The following is a 19,835-nucleotide window of genomic DNA, read 5'->3' as shown; positions in this document are numbered from 1 at the left end:
ATGCTTGTATTCCCAAACGCAAAAATTAATATAGGCCTCAATATCGTTGAAAAACGGGCCGACGGGTATCATAATATAGAATCTTGTTTTTACCCTGTAGGCTGGTCCGACGCGCTCGAAATCACTGTTGACGAGCAGTTTTCCTTCCAGGCGGACGGCATACCGATCCCCGGAGGAGCATCTGATAACCTTTGTACAAAGGCATATCAAATGATCGCGACGGACTATCCACTGCCGCCGGTGAAAATGCATTTGCTGAAAAGCATTCCCATAGGCGCAGGGCTGGGAGGAGGATCTGCTGACGCGGCATTTGCCATCAAGGCTTTGGACCAGCACTTTAATCTTAAAATATCTTTTGAAAAACAGCTTGACTACGCACGTAGATTAGGGAGCGATTGCGCTTTTTTTATTCCTAACAAGCCTGCTTATTGTTTTCAGAAAGGAGACATTTCCGAAGATATTGAGCTGAATTTGAATGGAAGATGGATTGTTTTGGTCAATCCGGGAATGCATATTTCAACCGCGGAAGCATATTCAGGAATTATTCCGAAACGCAGTGAGTTTGATTTGCGTATTGTATTAAAAGAGCCGATTGGCAATTGGAAACATAAAGTTAAAAATGATTTTGAAGCAACTCTTTTTCCCAAATACCCTCTTTTAGCAGAAATCAAAGAAGCATTATACAAACAAGGCGCAGGCTATGCAGCAATGAGCGGATCCGGGTCAACCTTATTTGGAATATTTGATTTGGAAAAGGATTTATCGAAGCATTTTGCTGAATTTGTTGTTTGGCAGGGACGGCTGGATTAAAAATTATTATCAGGTTACAAAACGCGGGAAATTGTAACTATATTCACCTCCCCGCTTATAAAGCATTAGAGAACAGCGTTGTAATGAGCTCCAAACCAACCACCAAATTAAAGGAAAACCCCTTTACCAAGCGGCGAGAACCCCTGGGTTTTATGCTGTGGCTCGGTGTGATCGGAAGCTCGCTGCTTTTTACTTCTATTTTCATCATTTTCCTGGTCCGGATGCATAGGGAGACGGGGCACATGATCGTGCTTCCTGATATGTTTTGGTTGAGTACACTGGTCATTTTGTTTAGTAGTATCACGTTGCATGAGGCCAATCTGGCATTTGCAAGTGAGCGTTTCCTTCATTACCGCGTTTTCCTGGGAGCTACGTTGTTGCTGGGGATCACATTTATTTTATTGCAGGCAGGCGGCTGGGCAGAAATGATGAATGCAGGCATATTTGAAGGTGTCACAACTTCCAGCGGACTAATTTATCTTCTTACCGGCTTGCATTTAGTGCATATCATTGCCGGGGTGGTTTATCTAAGCATGCTTTTCCAGAAAGCTGTAAAAAATAGAACTTATGTTGACTCATTTGTTTACAGCGTGAATCCGCCGAACCGGCTGCGGATTAAGTTGTTAACCCGTTACTGGCATTTTACTGGCGCGCTCTGGCTGGTTGTATTTCTTTTCCTGATAATACTCTACTAGTTCCTCTTAAAAATTACGTTTAAGGCTTCTCCTGGCCAGGAATGTGCTCAGCAATGTGAGAACCGCCGCCATGATCATGGGTGCTCCAGGTAAATAGAGGGGTGCGGAAGGCTGCGTAAAAAAGGAGAATAAGTTGGTCATCAGTGGCGGGCCAATAATAGAGGTCAAACTTTGCAAGCTGGTTAAGGCGCCCTGAATTTCGCCTTGCTCATTCGGTTGAACCTGGGTAGAAATGATCCCTTGTAATGCGAGCCCGGCAATGCTTCCCATAATGTAAGGAACCATAAATACATACATCATCCAGCCTTGGGAGCAAAGCATAAAGCAAGAGAAAATGCCGCCGCAGCGAGGAAAGGAACGCGGGTTCCATACTGTTCTAGCAAACCACCGACAACCGGACCAATGATAAAACCAAGACCGAAAGCAGCACCCAGTAAACCGAAATTTTGTGCCCGTTTTTCGGGTGTGCTGATATCCGCAATGTATGCAGCACCTGTTGTGAAATCCGAAAGTCGCTTTAAATTTTGGTGCCGGAATATGCACACACATACATTTTTGATTTTGTATATTTGAATACAGATATATTTTTATGACTCCTGCAACCCTTCCAGTTCGGGCTGACCTGTTTTCCGTATTCATTCTGCTGGGGTTCGTTCAGGGGCTTATATTGGCTTACTTTTTTCTATCGCATTCCGGAGGAGATAAGCGACCCAACTTATTTTTAGGGGGGCTTATATTAGGTATGGCCATTTTGCTGGGGGATGTCTGGCTGGGATACACCAATTACATGTTCCGGGTGTTATGGCTGGTCGATTTTTCGGAACCGATCAATCTTCTGCTGGCCCCGCTGGCGTTTTTGTATATTAAAATAAGCATTACGCAAAGGGAGGAGAAGGCCAACTGGCTGCATTTGTTGCCCGCGATAATTTATTTCCTATATATGTGCGTCCTCATATATCCGCAAGGCAACGCATACAAATACAATTGCAACATTTCCGCCTATCATCCCGAGATGGAAATGATGGTTTCTAATCGTTACGGAAGCGACTGGATGTTTTTTCTGAAAGATCGCATTACCGATCTCACCGCCCTTAGTATGGTGATGTACAACCTCGCAGGTCTTTACTTCCTGGGTAATGCGTTCAAAAAAGAGCGTCTTTCTTTTTTCACCAGGGAAAAAAGCGCTTTGTCCTGGTATCGTAACTTCCACCTGGAGTTAACAGCTTTGGTGATCATTTATCTTATTGTGCGGCTATCTTTCCCGCATGATCTGGGTGATCACATTATCGCCGCATTTATTGCATTCATTATTTACGCAACCAGTTTTACAGTCCTGCGCAGGTCACTTTTTTTTCAGGATAACAATGTCCGTTCTGCCAGGAAATATGAAAAATCCTCATTGACGCAGGAAATCCGGTTCACGACTTTGAAAAAACTGGATGACCTTATGAATAGTGAGAAAGTTTTTCTCGATCCGGGATTTTCGCTCCCTATGCTGGCAAAACGCTTAGGCATCTCGACGCATCATTTGTCCCAGATTTTGAATGAAGAATTAGGTCAGAGTTTTTTTGATTTTGTTGCCAATTACAGGATAAATGAGGCCCAGAAACTGCTTCGGGACGAAGGAAGCAACTTTATCAAAATCGAAGAAATCGCGCAGATGGTTGGTTATAATTCCAAATCTGCATTTAATACTTCTTTCCGAAAACTCACAGGTTATACGCCTTCTGAGTTCAAAAAGAATGCTGTAAAATAGCTTTTTCCCCGTTCTGATGTATCGGGAAGAACTCCTAGCTGATAATCACGGTCGTTTTTTGCCCTCGGGTGCGGATACTTTTGTCCGGAAAAAAAAACAGATCCGACCATGAAAAATCAAGAAAACTTACATTCAGCTAATTTACCAGCGCGTCGCTACGATCTCGACTGGCTGCGCGTCATCGCATTTGCGATCCTTATCTTTTTCCACGTTGGCATGTTTTTCAATTTTTGGGAATGGCACATTAAAAATGATGTAATCACCCATGCCATTGAATTGCCGATGCGATTTACGAGTCAGTGGCGTATGTCGCTTCTTTTTATGATCTCCGGTGCCGGAATGTATTTCGCCTTAGGGAGCCGCGGACCGAAGGCATTTTTGAGCGAAAGGTTTGTCAGAATATTCATTCCGCTGGTTTTTGGCATATTTGTGATCGTGCCGCCGCAGATCTTTTTGGAGCGCCTTACCCAGGGTGAAACTTATTCCTATGGGGAGTTTTACAAAACCATTTTTGACTTTACGCCCTATCCTGCTGGAAGTTTCAGCTGGCATCACCTTTGGTATCTCGTCTATATTTTTTTATACTCGATCATCGGTCTGCCATTATTGTTATTCATTCGCCGCCACAATCAGTTAACAGCAAGCTGGGTTCGTTTATTTGGTAATCCTTTCACATTGATACTCGTCCCCGTGCTCTGGCACATGTTGGGAAACGTCTTGCTGGGGCATTTCCCGACAACGCATAATCTGATCAGGGATTGGAATGAGCATTTTCACGACTTTACACTTTTCGTTACAGGCTTTGTTTTGTGTACACAAACCGGTTTCTGGGAAACACTAAAAAAATATAGAAAAGTCAATCTGGTGATATGGCTGATATTCACAGCCATCCTGTATGCATTTTACTGGATTCCGAGGGCGGAGATTGAAGGCGGGGAAATTATTTTTTATAATTTGCTTAAGACGCTGAATGCCTGGTGTATCCTCCTGTCCATTTTTGGTTATGCATATGTTTATCTCCAATTTTCAAACCGCTTTTTGAAGTATGCCAATGAAGCGGTTTACCCGTTTTATATTCTACATCAGACAGTCATTGTTTGTCTGGCTTATCCATTGATAAACACAGCATTACCCTGGATAGTAAAGTTTATTTACTTATCAGTGGCCACATTTCTGATCTGCCTGGTCATATATCATTTTCTGATCAAACAACTCAATATCCTGCGCATTGTTTTTGGACTAAAACGCAAAAAGGAGAGTACAGTTAAGAGGTCCGAAGAGGCTGTTATTTCTTTAAGATCTTAAATTCAACACGGCGGTTTTGTTGCTGGCCCTCAGGTGTATCATTTGTAGCAACCGGAACCGTCTCACCGTAACCTTTGCTGCCCACGCGATCCGGCTCGATTCCCTTTCCAATCAGATATTCCCTGACGGAATCGGCCCGGTCCTGGGAAAGCTTAATGTTGAATTCGGCGCTACCGGTGTTGTCTGTATGCCCGCCCAATTCAATGGTAAGCGTCTTGTTTTCGGTCATGGAAATAGCGATCCGGTTCAATTCGGGAAAGGATTCACTGCTCAATGTTGATTTTCCTGTGGCAAAGAAAATGTTATTCAGACGCACAATTTGGCCTTCTTCAATCGGAATGAGCTTTAAAGATTTATTAGTAATTTCTTTAAAACCCTTGGTCGCCGTTGAATCACTCAGATCAATGTTCTCTCCTTCAGCAATGAAGTCGGGCGCGACCGCGCGCATGCTGTATTTTTGCCCATAGGGGAGGATAATTTTGTATTCGCCGGTTGTAGGGTTCGTCGTGGCCGTCCCCACCTCTTCACCATCTGCCAGGCTTTCATAAATGATCGTTGCTTCGACGGGTTTTCCCGTTTTAGAGTCGATCACTTTCCCGCTAACCATCACTACCGGGTCAGAAACAGGCACAATTGCGATTGGCGCTTCGGTTGTATCACCCGGAACTTCTGTCGGTTTCAGGTTGTAACGCACCACATCTCCCTTGCCCTCCGTGCCCTTGAACGAGACCATATAAGAATAATCGCCCAACGCAGAAATGGTGTAATAGGCATCATAACCGTCGGAATTGATAGCTGGACCAAGGTTTACAGGCCTGCTCCACCGTTTCCAGGTTTTGTCGATCCGCTTGCTGTAATAAATGTCGTTGCTGCCCTGGCCGCCTTTGCGGTCGCTTGAAAAATACAATGTGACGCCGTCAGGGGCCAGGAACGGCGTGGTTTCGGTAAATTCTTCGGAATTGATCTCCGGTCCAATGTTCATGGGCTTAGACCAAGTTCCATCTTTCGCCTTGAAACTCACATAAATGTCATCCACCTTGCTGTTTTTCTTTTCGCTGAACGACATGATTAATGTCTTTCCATCATTGGAAAGATAACCGCAGTCAAACTGCCCTTTACTGATCTTCGCATAACCGGGAATTTCGAGCTTATTAGGGGCTGCCCATCCGCGGGAGGTTTTTTTACTCGTCGAAAATCCGCGCGTTTCGTACACGCCGTTTTTGTAAGAACCTTTGATTAACAAGGTGTTACCATCTGGTGTAATGCTATAAAGGCTGTTGTAATCCTCTTTATTCAGCGGAGCGGGAAGCCGTCGCGACTGCGACCACTTATCATTTTTCAATTCCGAAAACCATATGTCCTGACTGCCTTTGGTCCCGTGCGTATTTTGCGGATGGCTTACCCGGGAGAAGTAAATGGTCTTGCCGTCGGGCGAAATAATAGGGTTAATTTCATTGTATTCAGTGTTCACCGTTTTTCCAAGATTTTCCAGCTGCGCATTTGCACAAAAGGAAATTGAAGTAAACAGCACGGCAAGTAATGAAATGCGCATCGTCTTTTGGAAGGGTAGTTAATTGTTGTCTACATATAACGACTTATCCAATGGCTTATTTTCTGTGTTTCCAACACGAAATGCTTCCATTTTTTCCAAGAGGCCTGATACATTATCAGCCACCACCAAAAGTTTTTGATTATCAGGGTGTAAAAACCCCTCTTCCACCATTTTGTCGAGTTGCAAAAGCATCAGATCGTAAAATCCATTGACATTCAGCAAGCCAACCGGTCCTTTAAAAATTTTCAGTTGCGACCAGGTGAGTATTTCAAATAACTCATCAAAAGTGCCGTAGCCGCCCGGAAGTGCAATAACGCCGTCTGTAATGGAGGCCATTTTGGCTTTACGCTCATGCATGGTTTCCGTGAAATGGATCTCGGTCAGTGTTTTGTGGGCAACTTCCAGTTTGGCAAGAAAGTTAGGAATGATGCCGGTCACGGAGCCATTGTTTTCCATGGCTCCGTCAGCCACGCGGCCCATTAAGCCCATATTTCCACCGCCGTAAATGAGCCTGATGTTTCTTTTTGCCAGTTCTGCGCCTAAGGCATAGGCGGTTTCAGCGTAAATTGGTTTTTTGCCCGGATTTGAACCGCAGTAAACTACAATGGATTGCATAACTTCAACTTAGAATTATAGTGTATATGTAAAACTCAGGCTAAAAGCGAATCCGCCAATGCCTTCAAATCCAGATCACCGAAAGTTCCGGAGCTCATTAGCAGCAGGTTGGCGTTTTCCCAGGTCTGTAATTTCAGAAACTCCACCATTTTTGCAGAGTCTGTAAAAACATGAAGGTCTTCGCGTTTGAACGCTGTGCGAATGTCGTCTTCCGAAATGGGTTCAAGTCGCTTGTGCTCAACGGTTACCGGATTAAAATAAACCACTGCAATATCAGCCGACTTCAACTTCCTGCGATATTGGCTCAAAAAATCTTTGTTCAAACTGCTGAATGTGTGCAGCTCTGCGCAGGCAACCAATGTCCGATCCGGATATTGTTCTTTCAAAGCAGCGGTCGTTGCTTCCACCTTGGAAGGCGCATGTGCGAAATCCCGGTAAATGCTCACCGTGTCTGTTTTGCCCAATAATTCAAGCCGTTTAGAAGCGCCTTTGAAGCTCTGAATGGCTTCGTAGAACTGATCATCAGTAATGCCCAGGCGTTCGCAAACGGCATAAGCACCGCTTATATTTTTCATGTTGTGGTTTCCAAAAACCAGCACAGAAACTTCTTTTCCATCCGGTGTAACCAGAATCGTTCTGCCATCTTCAATTTTATAAGGATGGGCGTGGTAAGGCGTGCTTACAACGTCTGTACGCTCTTTTTGACCGATTACATTCAGCATATCATCGGTTTCATCGAAGATAATTCCCCCGGCTTTTGGCAAGGAATCCGCCAACAATTCAAATTGTTTTACATAGGATTCCCAAGTTGGGAATACATTGAAATGATCCCACGCAATGCCGCTGATGAGTGCGATATGCGGCTGATAATGCATGAATTTGGGTGTCGGATCCAAGGGCGATGTGAAATATTCATCCCCTTCAATCACAATGAGCGGCGCTTCTTCCGAAAGCTTCACCATGTTATCAAACCCCTCGATCTGCGCGCCGACGAGATAATTGAAAACGCGCTTATTGAAGTTTAAAACGTGCAGGATCATTGAAGTAATGGTTGTTTTCCCATGACTTCCGGCGATGACCACGCGTTGTTTGTTCTGGCTTTGTTCAAAAATATATTCAGGATAAGAATACACTTTAATCCCCAATTCATTCGCTTTTGCCAACTCAGGATTGTCCTGACGAGCGTGCATTCCCAAAATAACGGCCGAGAGATCAGCCGTTATTTTTTCTGGAAACCAACCTGTTACGGTCGGAAGCAAATCGTATTTCGCAAGCCGGCTTACAGATGGTTCATATATCTCGTCGTCGGAACCTGTGATGATAAATCCTTTTAAATGGAGCGCAATGGCAAGATTATGCATTACGCTGCCACCAATTGATATGAAATGTATTTTATCCAAAGATGAAATCTGACTCATTGATAATGTTTAACTGTTTCTGATTAAGCCAATTTTTTGTATTTGATGCGCTTTGGCGTCAGATCTGAGCCCATTCGTTTTTTCCGGTTCTCCTCATATTCAGAGAAATTTCCTTCAAACCAATAAACCTGAGAATCACCTTCAAAAGCAAGAATGTGTGTGGCAACGCGGTCCAGGAACCACCGGTCGTGGGATATGATTACTGCACAGCCCGCAAAGTTTTCTAAACCTTCTTCTAATGCACGCAAAGTGTTAATGTCCAGGTCATTGGTAGGTTCATCGAGCAAAAGCAAGTTGCCGCCTTCTTTCAATGTCATCGCCAAATGCACGCGGTTTCTTTCTCCACCCGACAGGTTACCAACCTTCTTTTCCTGATCGCCGCCGCCGAAGTTGAAACGGCTCACATAAGCTCTCGCATTGGATTGCTTGCCTGCGATCATGATCCAGTCATTTCCATCCGCAATGCTTTGGTAAACAGTCTTAACAGGGTCCAGATTATCATGTTCCTGATCCACATAAGCCAGTTCTACCGTGTCGCCGACATCAAAATGTCCGCTTAGCGGTTTTAATTGACCCGTTATGAGTTTGAAGAGTGTCGTTTTACCCGCACCGTTTGGTCCAATAATGCCGACAATGCCGTTTGGGGGCAAAGCGAAGTTTAGGTTTTCATATAAAAGCCTGTCACCGAAGCCCATCGAAACATTATGCGCTTCAATCACCTTGTTGCCAAGACGAGGTCCGGCTGGAATGAAGATCTCCAATTTTTCTTCTTTCTCGCGGCCTTCTTCGCCTAATAAGCGCTCGTAAGCGCCCAAGCGAGCCTTGGACTTGGCCTGACGACCTTTTGCACCCATGCGCACCCATTCCAGCTCGCGCTGCAATGTTTTCTGGCGTTTCGACTCTGTTTTTTCTTCTTTTTTCAAACGTTCCTGCTTCTGTTCAAGCCAAGAAGTGTAATTTCCTTTCCATGGAATGCCTTCGCCGCGATCCAGTTCGAGGATCCAGCCAGCGACATTATCCAGGAAGTAACGATCGTGGGTTACGGCAATGACCGTTCCTTTATATTGTCTCAAATGCTCTTCCAGCCAAAGCACAGATTCCGCATCCAAGTGGTTAGTAGGCTCATCCAGAAGCAAAACATCAGGCTGGCGAAGCAGCAAGCGGCACAATGCAACCCGGCGTTTTTCACCACCGGAAAGTGTTGAAACCAATGCATCCGAAGGCGGACAGCGCAATGCGTCCATGGCCACTTCCAGACGATTATCTAAATTCCAGGCGTCTGTTGCATCCAGTTTTTCCTGCACTTCTCCCTGACGTTCAAGGAGTTTATCGAAATCTGCATCCTCTTCTCCGAATGCTTCATTTATTTTTTCAAATTCATTCAAAAGGTCAACGATCTCCTGAACGCCCTCTTCTACAACCTCTCTTACAGTCTTGGTAGGGTCTAGTTTTGGCTCTTGTTCAAGCATTCCCACTGAATATCCGGGAGAAAAAACCACGTCTCCCTGAATGTCCTTATCAATTCCTGCTATAACGCGTAAAAGCGTCGACTTACCTGATCCGTTTAAACCTAAAACCCCGATTTTAGCACCATAAAAAAAGGATAAATAGATGTTTTTAATGATATGCCGGTTTGGAGGAATGATTTTGTTAACCCCCGACATTGAGAAAATTATGGTTTCGTTACTCATTTTTTGTTTAATTTGTGCGTAACAAATATCGTTATTATCCCTACACTTAGCAGATAAAAAATTGAAAGAATGGAAAATGCCACATTGAATGATGAATACGGCTACGTTAAAGACAGCAAAGTATTTTTAAAGGGGTATTTGGAATTCCCCGACCGGCAAATTGGAGAAGTAAAGCGGACTGAGCAAGAAGCGATTGACTATTTTAAGAATCGTTTTAACATCGTCCTGAACAAAGTGGAGCAGTTGGAAAAAGAAATAGATGAGGCACTTAACAAAGGATCTTATCTTACCAAGCTGATCCAGCTTCAACGTAAGCTTAAAGGTTTTGATGCACTTGGGGACTTTGTTCCGTTGTTGCAGAGACTGGAAGAAAAAGAGGAGTATCTGAAGGGTTTGATCGAGGTTAACCAGCTTAAAAACCTGGAAATCAAACGGGCATTGATTGAAGATGTGAAAGTTGCAGCGGCTATTGAAGATTACACCACCGCAACGGATCAAATTCAGGAAATCAAAGCGAAATGGATCCGTACAGGGCCGGTTGAAAAAGAATATCAGGAGGAGGTTGAAACCACTTTTCAGCAAATCCTGGATAATTTCTTCCAACGCCGCAGGGATTATTTCGACGAGCAGAATAAAATAAATCAATTCCGCATCGAGGAATATGAGAAGCTGATCAAAATTACCAAAACGCTTAGTTATTCGCGTGATTTGGACGACGCTTATCAGAAAGCGAGGGAAGTGCGTAATGCATGGAATAACATTGGAGAAGTGCCGCCAAAGCGTTTTTTCAAAGTCAATAAGGCTTACAGGCACTTTTTGAAATTGTTTTACGACAAATACAATCTGGCCAAAGGCATCGAGCCGAAAGTGCGCGTTGACCCAAGGATTGTGGAACAACAGAAATTACTGCAACAAGCTGAGACATTGCTGCGTGCACCAGACATTATCGAAGCGTCACAGGAAGCAAAAGTGCTTTTGAGCAAATGGAAGGAAATTAAAATTCCTTTCAAAATGGCTGATAAGGAGCTTGCAGAGCGTTTCAGGATGGTTTGTGATAAGATCTTTGAGCTAAGCTATCTGGCACGTGTGATCAGCAGAAAATATCCCGCTTTCGAATTGAAAAGCCCTGAAGAACAACTCAGGACGAAATACAGAGAGCTCGAATGGCTGGCAAAACGTGAAAAGAGCGATTTGGAATTTGCCATACTGGAATTTGACAGAACTGCAACCGGCGATCCTGAGCAAGACAAGCAGGCAGCTGGCCGCATCAACATTCAGAAGCGGAAAGTGCAAATGAAAGAAAAGATCCTTTCAGAATTCGAAAGAAAGTTGAAAACGATTACGGGGTGACGATTACGGGGTAGTCATTACCCGGTAGTTATTTGCTAACGCGCATCGACGATTTGTTAATTACAAGGTTTGAAGGCAATACCCTGGTCTCATATTCGGCCGGGGTATTTTTGCTTTCTATCAAATCCAAAAGCAGGGATGTGGCTTGCTGGCCCATTTCAAATGAAGGCTGCGTAACTGAGCTCACGGGAGGATCGAGTAGGGACGACATGGCCACGTCACAGAATCCCACCACCGCAACATCGTCAGGCATGCGGTAACCAAGCTGGCGCAACGCCCAGTGAATGCCCATCGTGATCCGGTCGCTGGCGCCGAAAATTGCATCCGGACGCTCGCGCAATGCCATCAGCTGATAAGTTCTTTCGGTCCCGCCGGCCTGATTTATTTCGCTGTGCAGCACCCATTCTTCTTTAAAATCAATGTTGTATTTCCTGAGCGCATCTTTGTAACCTTCCAAACGAAAACGCGTAATCGAAACTGTTTTTGGGCCCGCAACGTGCGCAATCCGCTTACAGCCCCGCTTGATCAAATGCTCCGTGGCCTCAAAAGCACCTTTGTAATCATCAATCCGGACCTTATGCGTCTGCATGGCATCACTTACGCGATCAAAAAAGACAACGGGAATGCCTTGTTCCTGCAAAGACACAAAATGATCAATGTTCTCGGATTGGCTTGAAATCGCCACGACCAGTCCATCTACGCGGCGTGATGCAATGTGCCGGGAAGCCGAACGCTCTCTTTCCAGTTGTTCGTGGCTTTGGTAAATCATGGTGTGATAACCGCGGCTGTAAGCAATGTCTTCTACGCCACCAATTGCCGAGGAATAAAACCGGTTTGCAATGTCCGGCACAATCACACCGATCGTTTGCGTACGGTTTTTGAGCAAACTAATCGCAATGGGATTTGGATAATAGTTAAGCTTTTCTGCCAGGTCGATGACTTTATTTTTCGTCTCTTCACTGATTTCACTGCTGTCGCGTAGCGCCCGGGAAACTGTCGATTTTGAGATATCCAGCTGTCTGGCGATTTCTTTGATGGTGATAGAAGTCTTTTTCATCGAACAGTATGGGAATAATACAAATGCAACAATTTCTATAAGCAATGCACTAATTGCGGTTTGTTGCACAAATTACAAACAACGCAACAACTTCCGGGAAATATTCCGCAAACGGGAACGGTTCCGGGAACGGTTGCGTAGATTTATTGATCTTTTTCAAGATTAATTTTTGTGTATCAACGAATCAATGGTTAAACTAGGTTCACTGTTGACGACGAGGATACACCTCACACCACTACTAATCCTGGAAATTTTCTATAATTAACCTAGCTCATTAATGGAAGCAAAATCATTTACCAACACCTTGCCATCTGGCCATTCCCAGAAAAGTGCTTTGGAAAATTTATTTGGTAAAGTAGTGGCAACCGGAGATTACACTGCTTTTCGCGAATTGTTTACGCATCATTACAGATCTCTTTGTAGCTATGCAATGCGTGTGGTTATTACCCGTGAGATTGCGGAGGAAGTTGTCTCTGATGTGTTTGTGAAACTTTGGAAAAATCGCGAGCAGATTGAAGTGCACACTTCGTTTCAGGCTTACATTTACAGAGCAGTAAGAAATCAGGCACTGGATTACCTGAAACTAAGGATTCACAGGCAAAATGAGCGCGAATCACTGGATTCTGTTCAGTGGAACCTAACTCATGCAGATCACTTTTCGCCCGTTGAGGAATTGACATTCAATGAGTTTTTTGATCACGTGGAAGGGTGTATCCAGGCTTTGCCGAGACAATGCCAGATCATTTTCCGGCTGAGCCGAGAGGAAGGCCTGCGTTACCGTGACATTGCGGAAAAGCTTGAAATTTCAGTTAAAACAGTGGAAACGCAAATGAGCCGGGCCTTGAAAGTCTTGCGCGAACGCGTTCCGGAGCATAGGTTGGTAGCTTGAATAGCTTCGGCAGTCGGCTTTCGGCTGTCGGTTTTATCAGTAAATATAAATTAACTTCTGAAAGCCAACGGCCGACCGCCGAAGGCCCACAGCCGAATAAACAATGGCATTAGAACAAACATGGCGTTGGTTTGGTCCGCAGGACCCTGTGAGTTTGCAGGATGTCCGCCAGGCCGGAGCAACCGGAATCGTAACGGCGTTACACCACATTCGCAATGGGGAAGTGTGGGAAACAGCTGAAATACACGCTCGCAAAGAAATGATCGAGCAAGCCGGTCTTACCTGGTCGGTGGTGGAAAGTGTCCCGGTGCACGAAGCCATCAAAACCCGGACCGGAGATTATGAACGATACATTAAAAATTACCAGCAAACCTTGGTGAACCTGGGTGCCTGCGGTATAGACACCGTTTGCTATAACTTCATGCCCATTCTGGACTGGACCAGAACAGACCTGGACGCGCCTATGAAGGATGGCTCAACTGGTTTGCGGTTTGATGCGGCACAATTTGCAGCTTTTGATCTATATCTTTTGAAAAGACCGGAAGCAGAAGCTGATTACACAGACGGGCAAAAGCAAAAAGCAAAAAGCTGGCTCGATAATGCTGAGGAAGCAGAAGTTAGCAAGCTGGTGAGGAACATTATTGCTGGCTTGCCAGGATCCGAAGAGAGCTTTACAATTGAGGAGTTCCGGACTGCACTGAGTGCATATGCGCATGTAGGTGACTTGGAGTTAAGAACGCATTTATATCAATTTATACAAGCCGTTGCGCCGGTTGCCGCGGAGGCTGGCGTGAGGTTAGCAATCCATCCGGATGATCCCCCTTATCCTATTTTAGGCCTTCCGAGGGTGGTTAGCACCGAAAATGATGCTTTGTTGCTATTGGAAGCATATGACAATGAGGCCAATGGCATCTGCTTCTGCACAGGTTCCTATGGCGTAAGACCGGACAATGATCTCAGCGGCATGGTTGACAGGCTGGGTAACCGCATTCATTTCATCCATTTGCGTGCAACCAAAAGAGAGCATGATGGAAGTTTTTACGAAGCCGATCATTTGGACGGGGACGTAGATATGTATAATGTGATGAAAGCACTACTGGCAGAACAAAAACGCAGAAAAGAAGCTGGAAGGGTTGATTTAAGAATGCCATTCCGCCCCGATCACGGCCATAGAATGCTGGACGATCTGTCGGGCACGAAAAGAACAAATCCCGGTTATACCGCCATTGGCCGTCTGCGCGGGCTGGCTGAGTTGCGGGGATTGGAATATGCTATTGAAAGGGGCCCCTAAATCCCCTGAAGGGGACTTTGCGTTTTGCTTGGGAGTGGCTTTGTGGGCCCCTAAATCCCCTAAAGGGGACTTTGCGTTGGACTTTATTGGACTTTATCATTAAAAATAGCCCCCTTTAGGGGGTTGGGGGAAAAAATACTTGCCATATGACAACATTCGTTACTGCACAAAAGACCTTCATCACCGATGATTTCCTGCTTCGTTCGGAGACTGCGCGTATTCTTTATCATGATTATGCTAAGGAAATGCCGATCATTGATTATCACTGCCACCTTCCTCCGGACCAGATTGCGGCGGACAAGCAGTTTGAAAATATCACGCAGATCTGGTTGTATGGCGATCATTATAAATGGCGTGCAATGCGTGCCAATGGCATCAATGAGCGCTATTGCACAGGTGATGCGAGCGATTGGGAAAAGTTTGAGCAATGGGCAATTACGGTGCCGTACACCATGCGCAACCCACTGTATCACTGGACACACCTGGAATTGCTGCGCTATTTTGATATTGATATTTTGTTAAATAAGGATTCTGCCAGAGAGATTTACGATGAATGTTCAGCGAAATTAAAGCAGCCGGATTTCTCTGTAAAAAACCTCTTGAAAAGAATGAATGTAAAGATCATCTGCACTACGGATGATCCTACGGACTTGCTATCTGATCACAAATCAATTAGAGACAGCGGGTTTGAGATTAAAGTATTACCTACATTCCGTCCTGACAAAGCCATGTTGCTGATCGATTCGCCGGAGGAGTTTAATCAATATCTTACTAAGCTTGGTGAAACTTCCGGTTTGAGAGAAATCAATACTTACGAAGGTCTGCTGGCTGCATTGCAGAATCGCCATGACTTTTTTGCATCCATGGGCGGCAAGCTCTCTGATCACGGTTTGGAGCACATTTATGCGACGTTCGACGAAGAGGCTGCAAAACAGGCGTTTTCGGCAGCACGCAATGGCCAGCTTCCCAGCGATTTGCAACGGGAAGCATTCAAATCATTGGTCCTTTTTGAAACAGCGAAAATGGATCATGCCAAAACCTGGACGCAACAGTTTCACCTCGGCGCTTTGCGTAACAATAATGCACGTATGCTGCGTGAGCTCGGCCCCGATACAGGCTGGGATTCCATCGGCGATTACAGTCAGGCGCAAGCGATGTCCAAGTTTTTTAACAAACTCGATTCAACCGATCAGCTTGCTAAAACGATTCTCTATAACCTCAATCCAGCTGATAATGAAGTGTTAGCCACAATGACGGGTAATTATAATGATGGAACCATTGCCGGTAAGATGCAGTTTGGCTCAGGCTGGTGGTACCTGGATCAAAAAGATGGCATGGAACGCCAGATGAATGCCCTTTCCAATATGGGCTTACTGAGCCGTTTTGTGGGGATGCTGACCGATTCCAGGAGCTTTTTATCTTACCCGCGTCACGAGTATTTTCGCAGGATACTTTGTAATATCATTGGCAATGATGTGGAAAATGGTGAGCTGCCCAATGATATCCAGTGGCTTGGCAAGCTGGTGGAGGACATTTCTTATCGGAATGCAAGTAATTATTTCGGATTTTAGCTAGGTTTACATATCCATTAATTCATTTAAATCTCCGGCCTGAGATCACCTTTTTTCAGGTCAACATGCAGGGTATGGCTCAAATAGTTTCTTTTGGAGAAGTCCTTATGCGGCTTTCTACACCAGGTTTTTCCCGTTTTGAACAAGCACGTCAACTAAATGTCACTTACGCAGGTGGAGAGGCAAATGTCTCCACGGCGTTAGCTTATTGGGGGCATCATACGGCGCACGTAACCCGGTTCCCCGATTCGCCGATAGGGAGGGCTGCGGCGCAATATCTTCACTTTCACGGTGTTGATGTTTCTCATATCATTTATGGTGGTCCCAGAATGGCCGTTTATTTTCTGGAAACCGGCGCAGCATTACGTGGCAGCCAGATCGTTTATGACCGTGCTAATTCATCATTGGCAGAAATAGATCCGAAGGAGATTGATTGGGACAGCATTTTGAAAGATGCCAAATGGTTTCACTGGGCAGGAATTACGCCGGCGCTTTCCCAGGGAGCTGCGGATGCACTTCTGGATGGAATCAAAGTGGCCAGAAAATACGGACTAACCGTTTCCGGGGACATTTTTTACAGGGCTAACTTATGGAAATACGGTAAAAAACCATCCGATATCCTGCCTGACCTCACCGCCGGGACCGACATTGTCATCGCAAACAGCGAAAATATTAAGGAGATTTTTGGCATAGAAGGAAGCGATTTTAGCGAATCCTGCGTCAATTTACAAAAGGCATATCCACAGATTAAGGCGGTTGTTGATACAAAACGGACGTCCATCAGCGCCTCCCACAACTTGCTAAGGGCTTACCTTTGGAATGGAACAGCGCTTCTGGAGACTGCTGATATTGAAATAAACCCTATTATCGACAGAGTAGGTGGCGGAGATGCATTCATAGCCGGTTTGATCCACGGATTGATTACCTTTAATGATCAGCAAAAGGCCCTTGAATTCGGCGTAGCAGCTTCGGCATTGAAACACACCATAGAAGGGGACGCACTGATTTCCACTATTCAGGAAGTTGAGGCGATCAGGCAGGGAGAAACTTCCGGCCGCATTAAGCGTTAAAGTGCCTGGCGGGTGTATTGAGCCATTTGCTGCTTCAAAAAACAAAAACATGGATAAGGAAACAACATTAAAACTATTAAATCAGGTGGGCGTTTTGCCCCTGTTTTATCATAGTGACATAGAAATTGCCAAAGAGGTGATCAACGCCAGTTACAGGGGCGGCGCCCGGGCATTTGAATTCACGAATCGTGGTGAGAACGCATTTACCGTATTCAATGAACTGGTTGCTTACACAAAAGAAAGCCTTCCGGGGCTGTCTATGGGCATCGGCACGATTTACGATGCAGAAACTGCGCAAAAATTCATTGATGCAGGAACGGACTTTGTCGTAACGCCCTGCCTTAACCCGGCTGTGGGTTATGCGTGTGCAAAAGCCAACATTCCCTGGATTCCAGGGGTGTCCACATTAACAGAGATTTACAATGCTCAGCAAGCCGGGGCCGAAGTGGTGAAGCTCTTTCCAGGCGATGTGGTAGGCTCCAAATTTATCAAAGCCATCCGCGGGCCTATGCCGAATGTTAAAATTATGGTCACAGGCGGTGTGCAGCCTACTGCCGAGAGCATTAACGAATGGTTCGGGGCAGGTGCGTATGCAGTTGGATTAGGGTCAAATCTGTTTCCAAAGGACGTTATCGCCGATGGTAACTATGCCTGGATCGAGCAGAAAGTGGCTGAGAGCATTGCATTGGTTACCAAATTCCGGGAAGCCAGTTAAGGTTTATAAGTCAATATAGATGAAAAGCGGAGCCTAATCTTTTTTACGTTCCGCTTTTTTGCGCTCCCGCTTTTCTCTACGTGCTTCGCGTTTTTCCTTCCGCTTCTCTTTCCGCTCTTTCCGGACCTCCTTGATGGTGTCTTTCACGCTCATAGAAGGGTCATATTCAGCTTTGAAAGCCTCTACATATGCATTGCGCAATACATTCACGATGATCGGCCAGAGGTCAGTAGAGATCTCGCCGACGGTTCCTTTCAGCGGGATTCGTGTCGCAACCTGGTCTTTCTTTTTGTTTTCCAAAATAAAAGTGCCGCCTTCTGCCAGCAGCTCGCGCAAAAAAACTGACTCACATTGCGGTTTTCCTCCTTCATTTTGAAGATCTTCATATCCTTGGTTAGCGGCTTTAAATAGCCTTCGAGTTTTCCGTCGACCATTTTCATTTCGCTTAAGAGACTCATTGTCCCTTTTTCAAAATCCAGATTTCCATACTTGCGTGAAAGACTGTTCAGCTTCACCAGTTGCACATCTTTCAGACTCATGTTATAATCAAAATCAGGGATTTTTTTCAAAAGCATCATATTGGCTGTGAACGACAATGTTCCTCCAAAGCCGGGCATATCGCCCGTTGCTTTCACCGGAGAAGGCAAAGCCTTGCCTTTTTCCTCTACGTTACGAATGTTCGAAATTTCCAGTTGGAAGTTTTTTAATGTAAGATCAGTCTTCGGTTGGCTTACAATGCTGGTAAGGTCCACCTTGCCGTTAATGATTTGAAAACGGTTTATTTCAATAGGCAGAAGATCCTTTATAACTTTCGTCCAGTCATTTTCTGCACCAGTTTGGCTTCCCTCTTCGCTGCTGCTGAACGCAAAGTTAATCTCGGGATTATGACATTCCACCTCGCTGACCAGCTTCCCTTTTAATAATGATTCCCATTGTATCGAAAGGTCCATTTTCGGAATAAGGATAAATGGCTCTTTAATTTTACCGTTTACCTTCCGGATATTCATCCCTTCGATCTGGTAAGCACCACGGATCAAATGAATATCCACGTCCTCAATATGGCCGGTGTAACCATTCATATCCGCGAGGACTTTGTTCACATAGCGAACCACAAAATAAGGGAGGATCAAACGGCCAATTATGAGAATAATGACTATTCCTATTAATATCTTTACAGATCTTTTCACGTTTATATAGTAATATCGGAGTGTGGAAGTTTTGCTTTCCAGAGTATTGGAAGTCAAAAATGATGCCAACGATATTTTCCCTTGTTTACAAGCGTTTTACCCCTCAATCATCCATATATGTTTACCGCCGCAATTATCCTTTCTGTCATTTTCACATCACTTGGCTTCGTTGTCACGGCCAGTAATGCGAAATATATTTTATCGGGTTACAACACCATGTCCGAAGCGGACCGGGCCAAGATGGACATCGTTGGTTATGTCCGTTTTTTTAAAAGATTTCATATTTTCCTGGGCCTTTCACTGATCGCAGGTTTCCTCATCCTGACTTTGCTCAACAACAACTGGGCAGGCTCATTCATCATCATTTATCCGCTTTTCGCTTATGTCTTTTTGATTGCAAAAGGCAACAAATATTATAGCGGGACCAAGGGACAGCGTTCCGGCACTTATGTTGCAATGGCCATTTTACTTGTCATTATCGTCGGGATTTCCACGCAGCTGTATTCAAGCCTGCAAGACAGCAAGCTTATATTTACCGATAATAGTATGGAAATAAAGGGAATGTATGGTTTGACATTAAGCAAAAACGACATCTCGAAAGTCGAACTCGTACCGGAACTGCCGCCCATTTCCTATAAATCCAATGGTTTTGCAGCGGGTGACTTTGCCAAAGGGAATTTTATAACCAGAGACGGACGAGCAGTCAAGCTATTTGTTAATAAAAAAATAAATCCGTTTCTGTTTATTACAACAAAAACGGATCAGATCTATTATAGCTCCGACGAGATCGCCTCGCAGGATCTTTATGACAAATTAAGGCTTTGGAGCGCTAATTAAGACTTTTCAATTTTTTAAAACCTGGA

The 19,835-nt window shown here is 44.9% G+C and carries 20 protein-coding genes; 11 read left to right on the top strand and 9 right to left on the bottom strand.

Annotated elements, in window-relative coordinates:
- Both ispE and MUK70_RS22010 read left to right on the top strand, forming a co-directional pair.
- Nucleotides 1–810, top strand: a complete 810-nt coding sequence (gene ispE / locus MUK70_RS22015; RefSeq protein ID WP_234655157.1) for a 4-(cytidine 5'-diphospho)-2-C-methyl-D-erythritol kinase — start codon at nucleotides 1–3, stop codon at nucleotides 808–810.
- Between the two features lie 83 nt (nucleotides 811–893).
- Nucleotides 894–1,505, top strand: coding sequence for a cytochrome c oxidase subunit 3 (locus MUK70_RS22010; RefSeq protein ID WP_234655156.1), 612 nt, complete (start codon nucleotides 894–896; stop codon nucleotides 1,503–1,505).
- Between the two features lie 6 nt (nucleotides 1,506–1,511).
- On the opposite strand, the gene MUK70_RS31215 is transcribed toward MUK70_RS22010, so the two are convergent.
- Both MUK70_RS31215 and MUK70_RS31210 read right to left on the bottom strand, forming a co-directional pair.
- The gene (locus tag MUK70_RS31215) at nucleotides 1,512–1,826 is read right to left on the bottom strand and encodes an MFS transporter (RefSeq protein WP_374759710.1); all 315 of its coding nucleotides are present in this window, start codon (nucleotides 1,824–1,826) and stop codon (nucleotides 1,512–1,514) included.
- Nucleotides 1,802–2,050: an MFS transporter gene (locus MUK70_RS31210; RefSeq protein ID WP_374759709.1), complete on the bottom strand. Its 249-nt coding sequence runs from the start codon at nucleotides 2,048–2,050 to the stop codon at nucleotides 1,802–1,804. Before MUK70_RS31210 ends, MUK70_RS31215 begins: the two co-directional genes overlap by 25 nt.
- Nucleotides 2,051–2,094: 44 nt before the next feature.
- Between MUK70_RS31210 and MUK70_RS22000 the strand changes: the two genes are divergently transcribed.
- Entirely contained in the window at nucleotides 2,095–3,261 is a 1,167-nt protein-coding gene (locus MUK70_RS22000; RefSeq protein WP_234655155.1) for a helix-turn-helix domain-containing protein, read from the top strand.
- A 108-nt stretch (nucleotides 3,262–3,369) separates the two neighbouring features.
- The gene (locus MUK70_RS21995; RefSeq protein WP_234655154.1) at nucleotides 3,370–4,566 is read left to right on the top strand and encodes an acyltransferase family protein; all 1,197 of its coding nucleotides are present in this window, start codon (nucleotides 3,370–3,372) and stop codon (nucleotides 4,564–4,566) included.
- On the opposite strand, the gene MUK70_RS21990 is transcribed toward MUK70_RS21995, so the two are convergent.
- Genes MUK70_RS21990 through ettA form a run of 4 tightly spaced genes read right to left on the bottom strand, consistent with a single transcriptional unit; the run spans nucleotide 4,547 to nucleotide 9,842 of the window.
- Nucleotides 4,547–6,118 (bottom strand): OmpA family protein, encoded by a 1,572-nt coding sequence (locus MUK70_RS21990; protein WP_234655153.1) that lies wholly within the window; start codon nucleotides 6,116–6,118, stop codon nucleotides 4,547–4,549. The two genes, MUK70_RS21995 and MUK70_RS21990, sit on opposite strands and share 20 nt — an antisense overlap.
- A gap of 18 nt (nucleotides 6,119–6,136) precedes the next feature.
- Nucleotides 6,137–6,733 (bottom strand): LOG family protein, encoded by a 597-nt coding sequence (locus MUK70_RS21985; protein WP_234603063.1) that lies wholly within the window; start codon nucleotides 6,731–6,733, stop codon nucleotides 6,137–6,139.
- Between the two features lie 35 nt (nucleotides 6,734–6,768).
- Nucleotides 6,769–8,151 (bottom strand): UDP-N-acetylmuramate--L-alanine ligase, encoded by a 1,383-nt coding sequence (locus tag MUK70_RS21980; protein ID WP_234655152.1) that lies wholly within the window; start codon nucleotides 8,149–8,151, stop codon nucleotides 6,769–6,771.
- Nucleotides 8,152–8,174: 23 nt separating this feature from the next.
- Nucleotides 8,175–9,842 (bottom strand): energy-dependent translational throttle protein EttA, encoded by a 1,668-nt coding sequence (gene ettA, locus MUK70_RS21975; protein WP_234603059.1) that lies wholly within the window; start codon nucleotides 9,840–9,842, stop codon nucleotides 8,175–8,177.
- A gap of 69 nt (nucleotides 9,843–9,911) precedes the next feature.
- Between ettA and MUK70_RS21970 the strand changes: the two genes are divergently transcribed.
- Nucleotides 9,912–11,192 (top strand): DUF349 domain-containing protein, encoded by a 1,281-nt coding sequence (locus tag MUK70_RS21970; protein ID WP_234603058.1) that lies wholly within the window; start codon nucleotides 9,912–9,914, stop codon nucleotides 11,190–11,192.
- 28 nt (nucleotides 11,193–11,220) lie between these two features.
- Here MUK70_RS21970 and MUK70_RS21965 read toward each other — a convergent pair whose 3' ends face one another.
- A complete protein-coding gene (locus MUK70_RS21965) occupies nucleotides 11,221–12,249 on the bottom strand; it encodes a LacI family DNA-binding transcriptional regulator (protein WP_234655151.1) in 1,029 nt (342 codons plus the stop codon).
- 277 nt (nucleotides 12,250–12,526) lie between these two features.
- Here MUK70_RS21965 and MUK70_RS21960 point away from each other — a divergent pair, with 277 nt between their 5' ends.
- The 5 genes from MUK70_RS21960 to MUK70_RS21940 all read left to right on the top strand — a co-directional run bounded on the left by MUK70_RS21960 (nucleotide 12,527) and on the right by MUK70_RS21940 (nucleotide 17,785).
- Complete coding sequence (locus tag MUK70_RS21960) at nucleotides 12,527–13,138, top strand: RNA polymerase sigma-70 factor (RefSeq protein ID WP_234655150.1); 612 nt, start codon at nucleotides 12,527–12,529, stop codon at nucleotides 13,136–13,138.
- Between the two features lie 103 nt (nucleotides 13,139–13,241).
- On the top strand, nucleotides 13,242–14,429 hold the full coding sequence (uxuA, locus tag MUK70_RS21955) for a mannonate dehydratase (RefSeq protein ID WP_234655149.1): 1,188 nt from the start codon (nucleotides 13,242–13,244) through the stop codon (nucleotides 14,427–14,429).
- 146 nt (nucleotides 14,430–14,575) lie between these two features.
- The gene (gene uxaC / locus MUK70_RS21950) at nucleotides 14,576–16,000 is read left to right on the top strand and encodes a glucuronate isomerase (protein WP_234655148.1); all 1,425 of its coding nucleotides are present in this window, start codon (nucleotides 14,576–14,578) and stop codon (nucleotides 15,998–16,000) included.
- A gap of 74 nt (nucleotides 16,001–16,074) precedes the next feature.
- Nucleotides 16,075–17,070, top strand: coding sequence for a sugar kinase (locus tag MUK70_RS21945; RefSeq protein ID WP_234655147.1), 996 nt, complete (start codon nucleotides 16,075–16,077; stop codon nucleotides 17,068–17,070).
- 49 nt (nucleotides 17,071–17,119) lie between these two features.
- Nucleotides 17,120–17,785 (top strand): bifunctional 4-hydroxy-2-oxoglutarate aldolase/2-dehydro-3-deoxy-phosphogluconate aldolase, encoded by a 666-nt coding sequence (locus MUK70_RS21940; RefSeq protein WP_234655146.1) that lies wholly within the window; start codon nucleotides 17,120–17,122, stop codon nucleotides 17,783–17,785.
- Nucleotides 17,786–17,818: 33 nt separating this feature from the next.
- Here the strand turns inward: MUK70_RS21940 and MUK70_RS30980 are convergent, their stop codons facing one another.
- Together MUK70_RS30980 and MUK70_RS21935 are read right to left on the bottom strand one after the other, a co-directional pair.
- Nucleotides 17,819–18,085 (bottom strand): hypothetical protein, encoded by a 267-nt coding sequence (locus tag MUK70_RS30980; RefSeq protein WP_310590010.1) that lies wholly within the window; start codon nucleotides 18,083–18,085, stop codon nucleotides 17,819–17,821.
- Entirely contained in the window at nucleotides 18,040–18,972 is a 933-nt protein-coding gene (locus tag MUK70_RS21935) for a DUF748 domain-containing protein (RefSeq protein ID WP_310590009.1), read from the bottom strand. The genes MUK70_RS30980 and MUK70_RS21935 overlap by 46 nt, the downstream gene beginning before the upstream one ends.
- A gap of 117 nt (nucleotides 18,973–19,089) precedes the next feature.
- On the opposite strand from MUK70_RS21935, the gene MUK70_RS21930 reads away from it, so the two are divergent.
- Nucleotides 19,090–19,809 (top strand): DUF3784 domain-containing protein, encoded by a 720-nt coding sequence (locus MUK70_RS21930; RefSeq protein WP_234603041.1) that lies wholly within the window; start codon nucleotides 19,090–19,092, stop codon nucleotides 19,807–19,809.
- Nucleotides 19,810–19,835: the final 26 nt, after the last annotated feature.

This window comes from Dyadobacter chenwenxiniae, assembly GCF_022869785.1.
Classification (GTDB): Bacteria; Bacteroidota; Bacteroidia; order Cytophagales; family Spirosomataceae; genus Dyadobacter; species Dyadobacter chenwenxiniae.
Note: the sequence above shows the minus strand (reverse complement) of the source record. Positions and strands in the feature narration are given on the sequence as shown.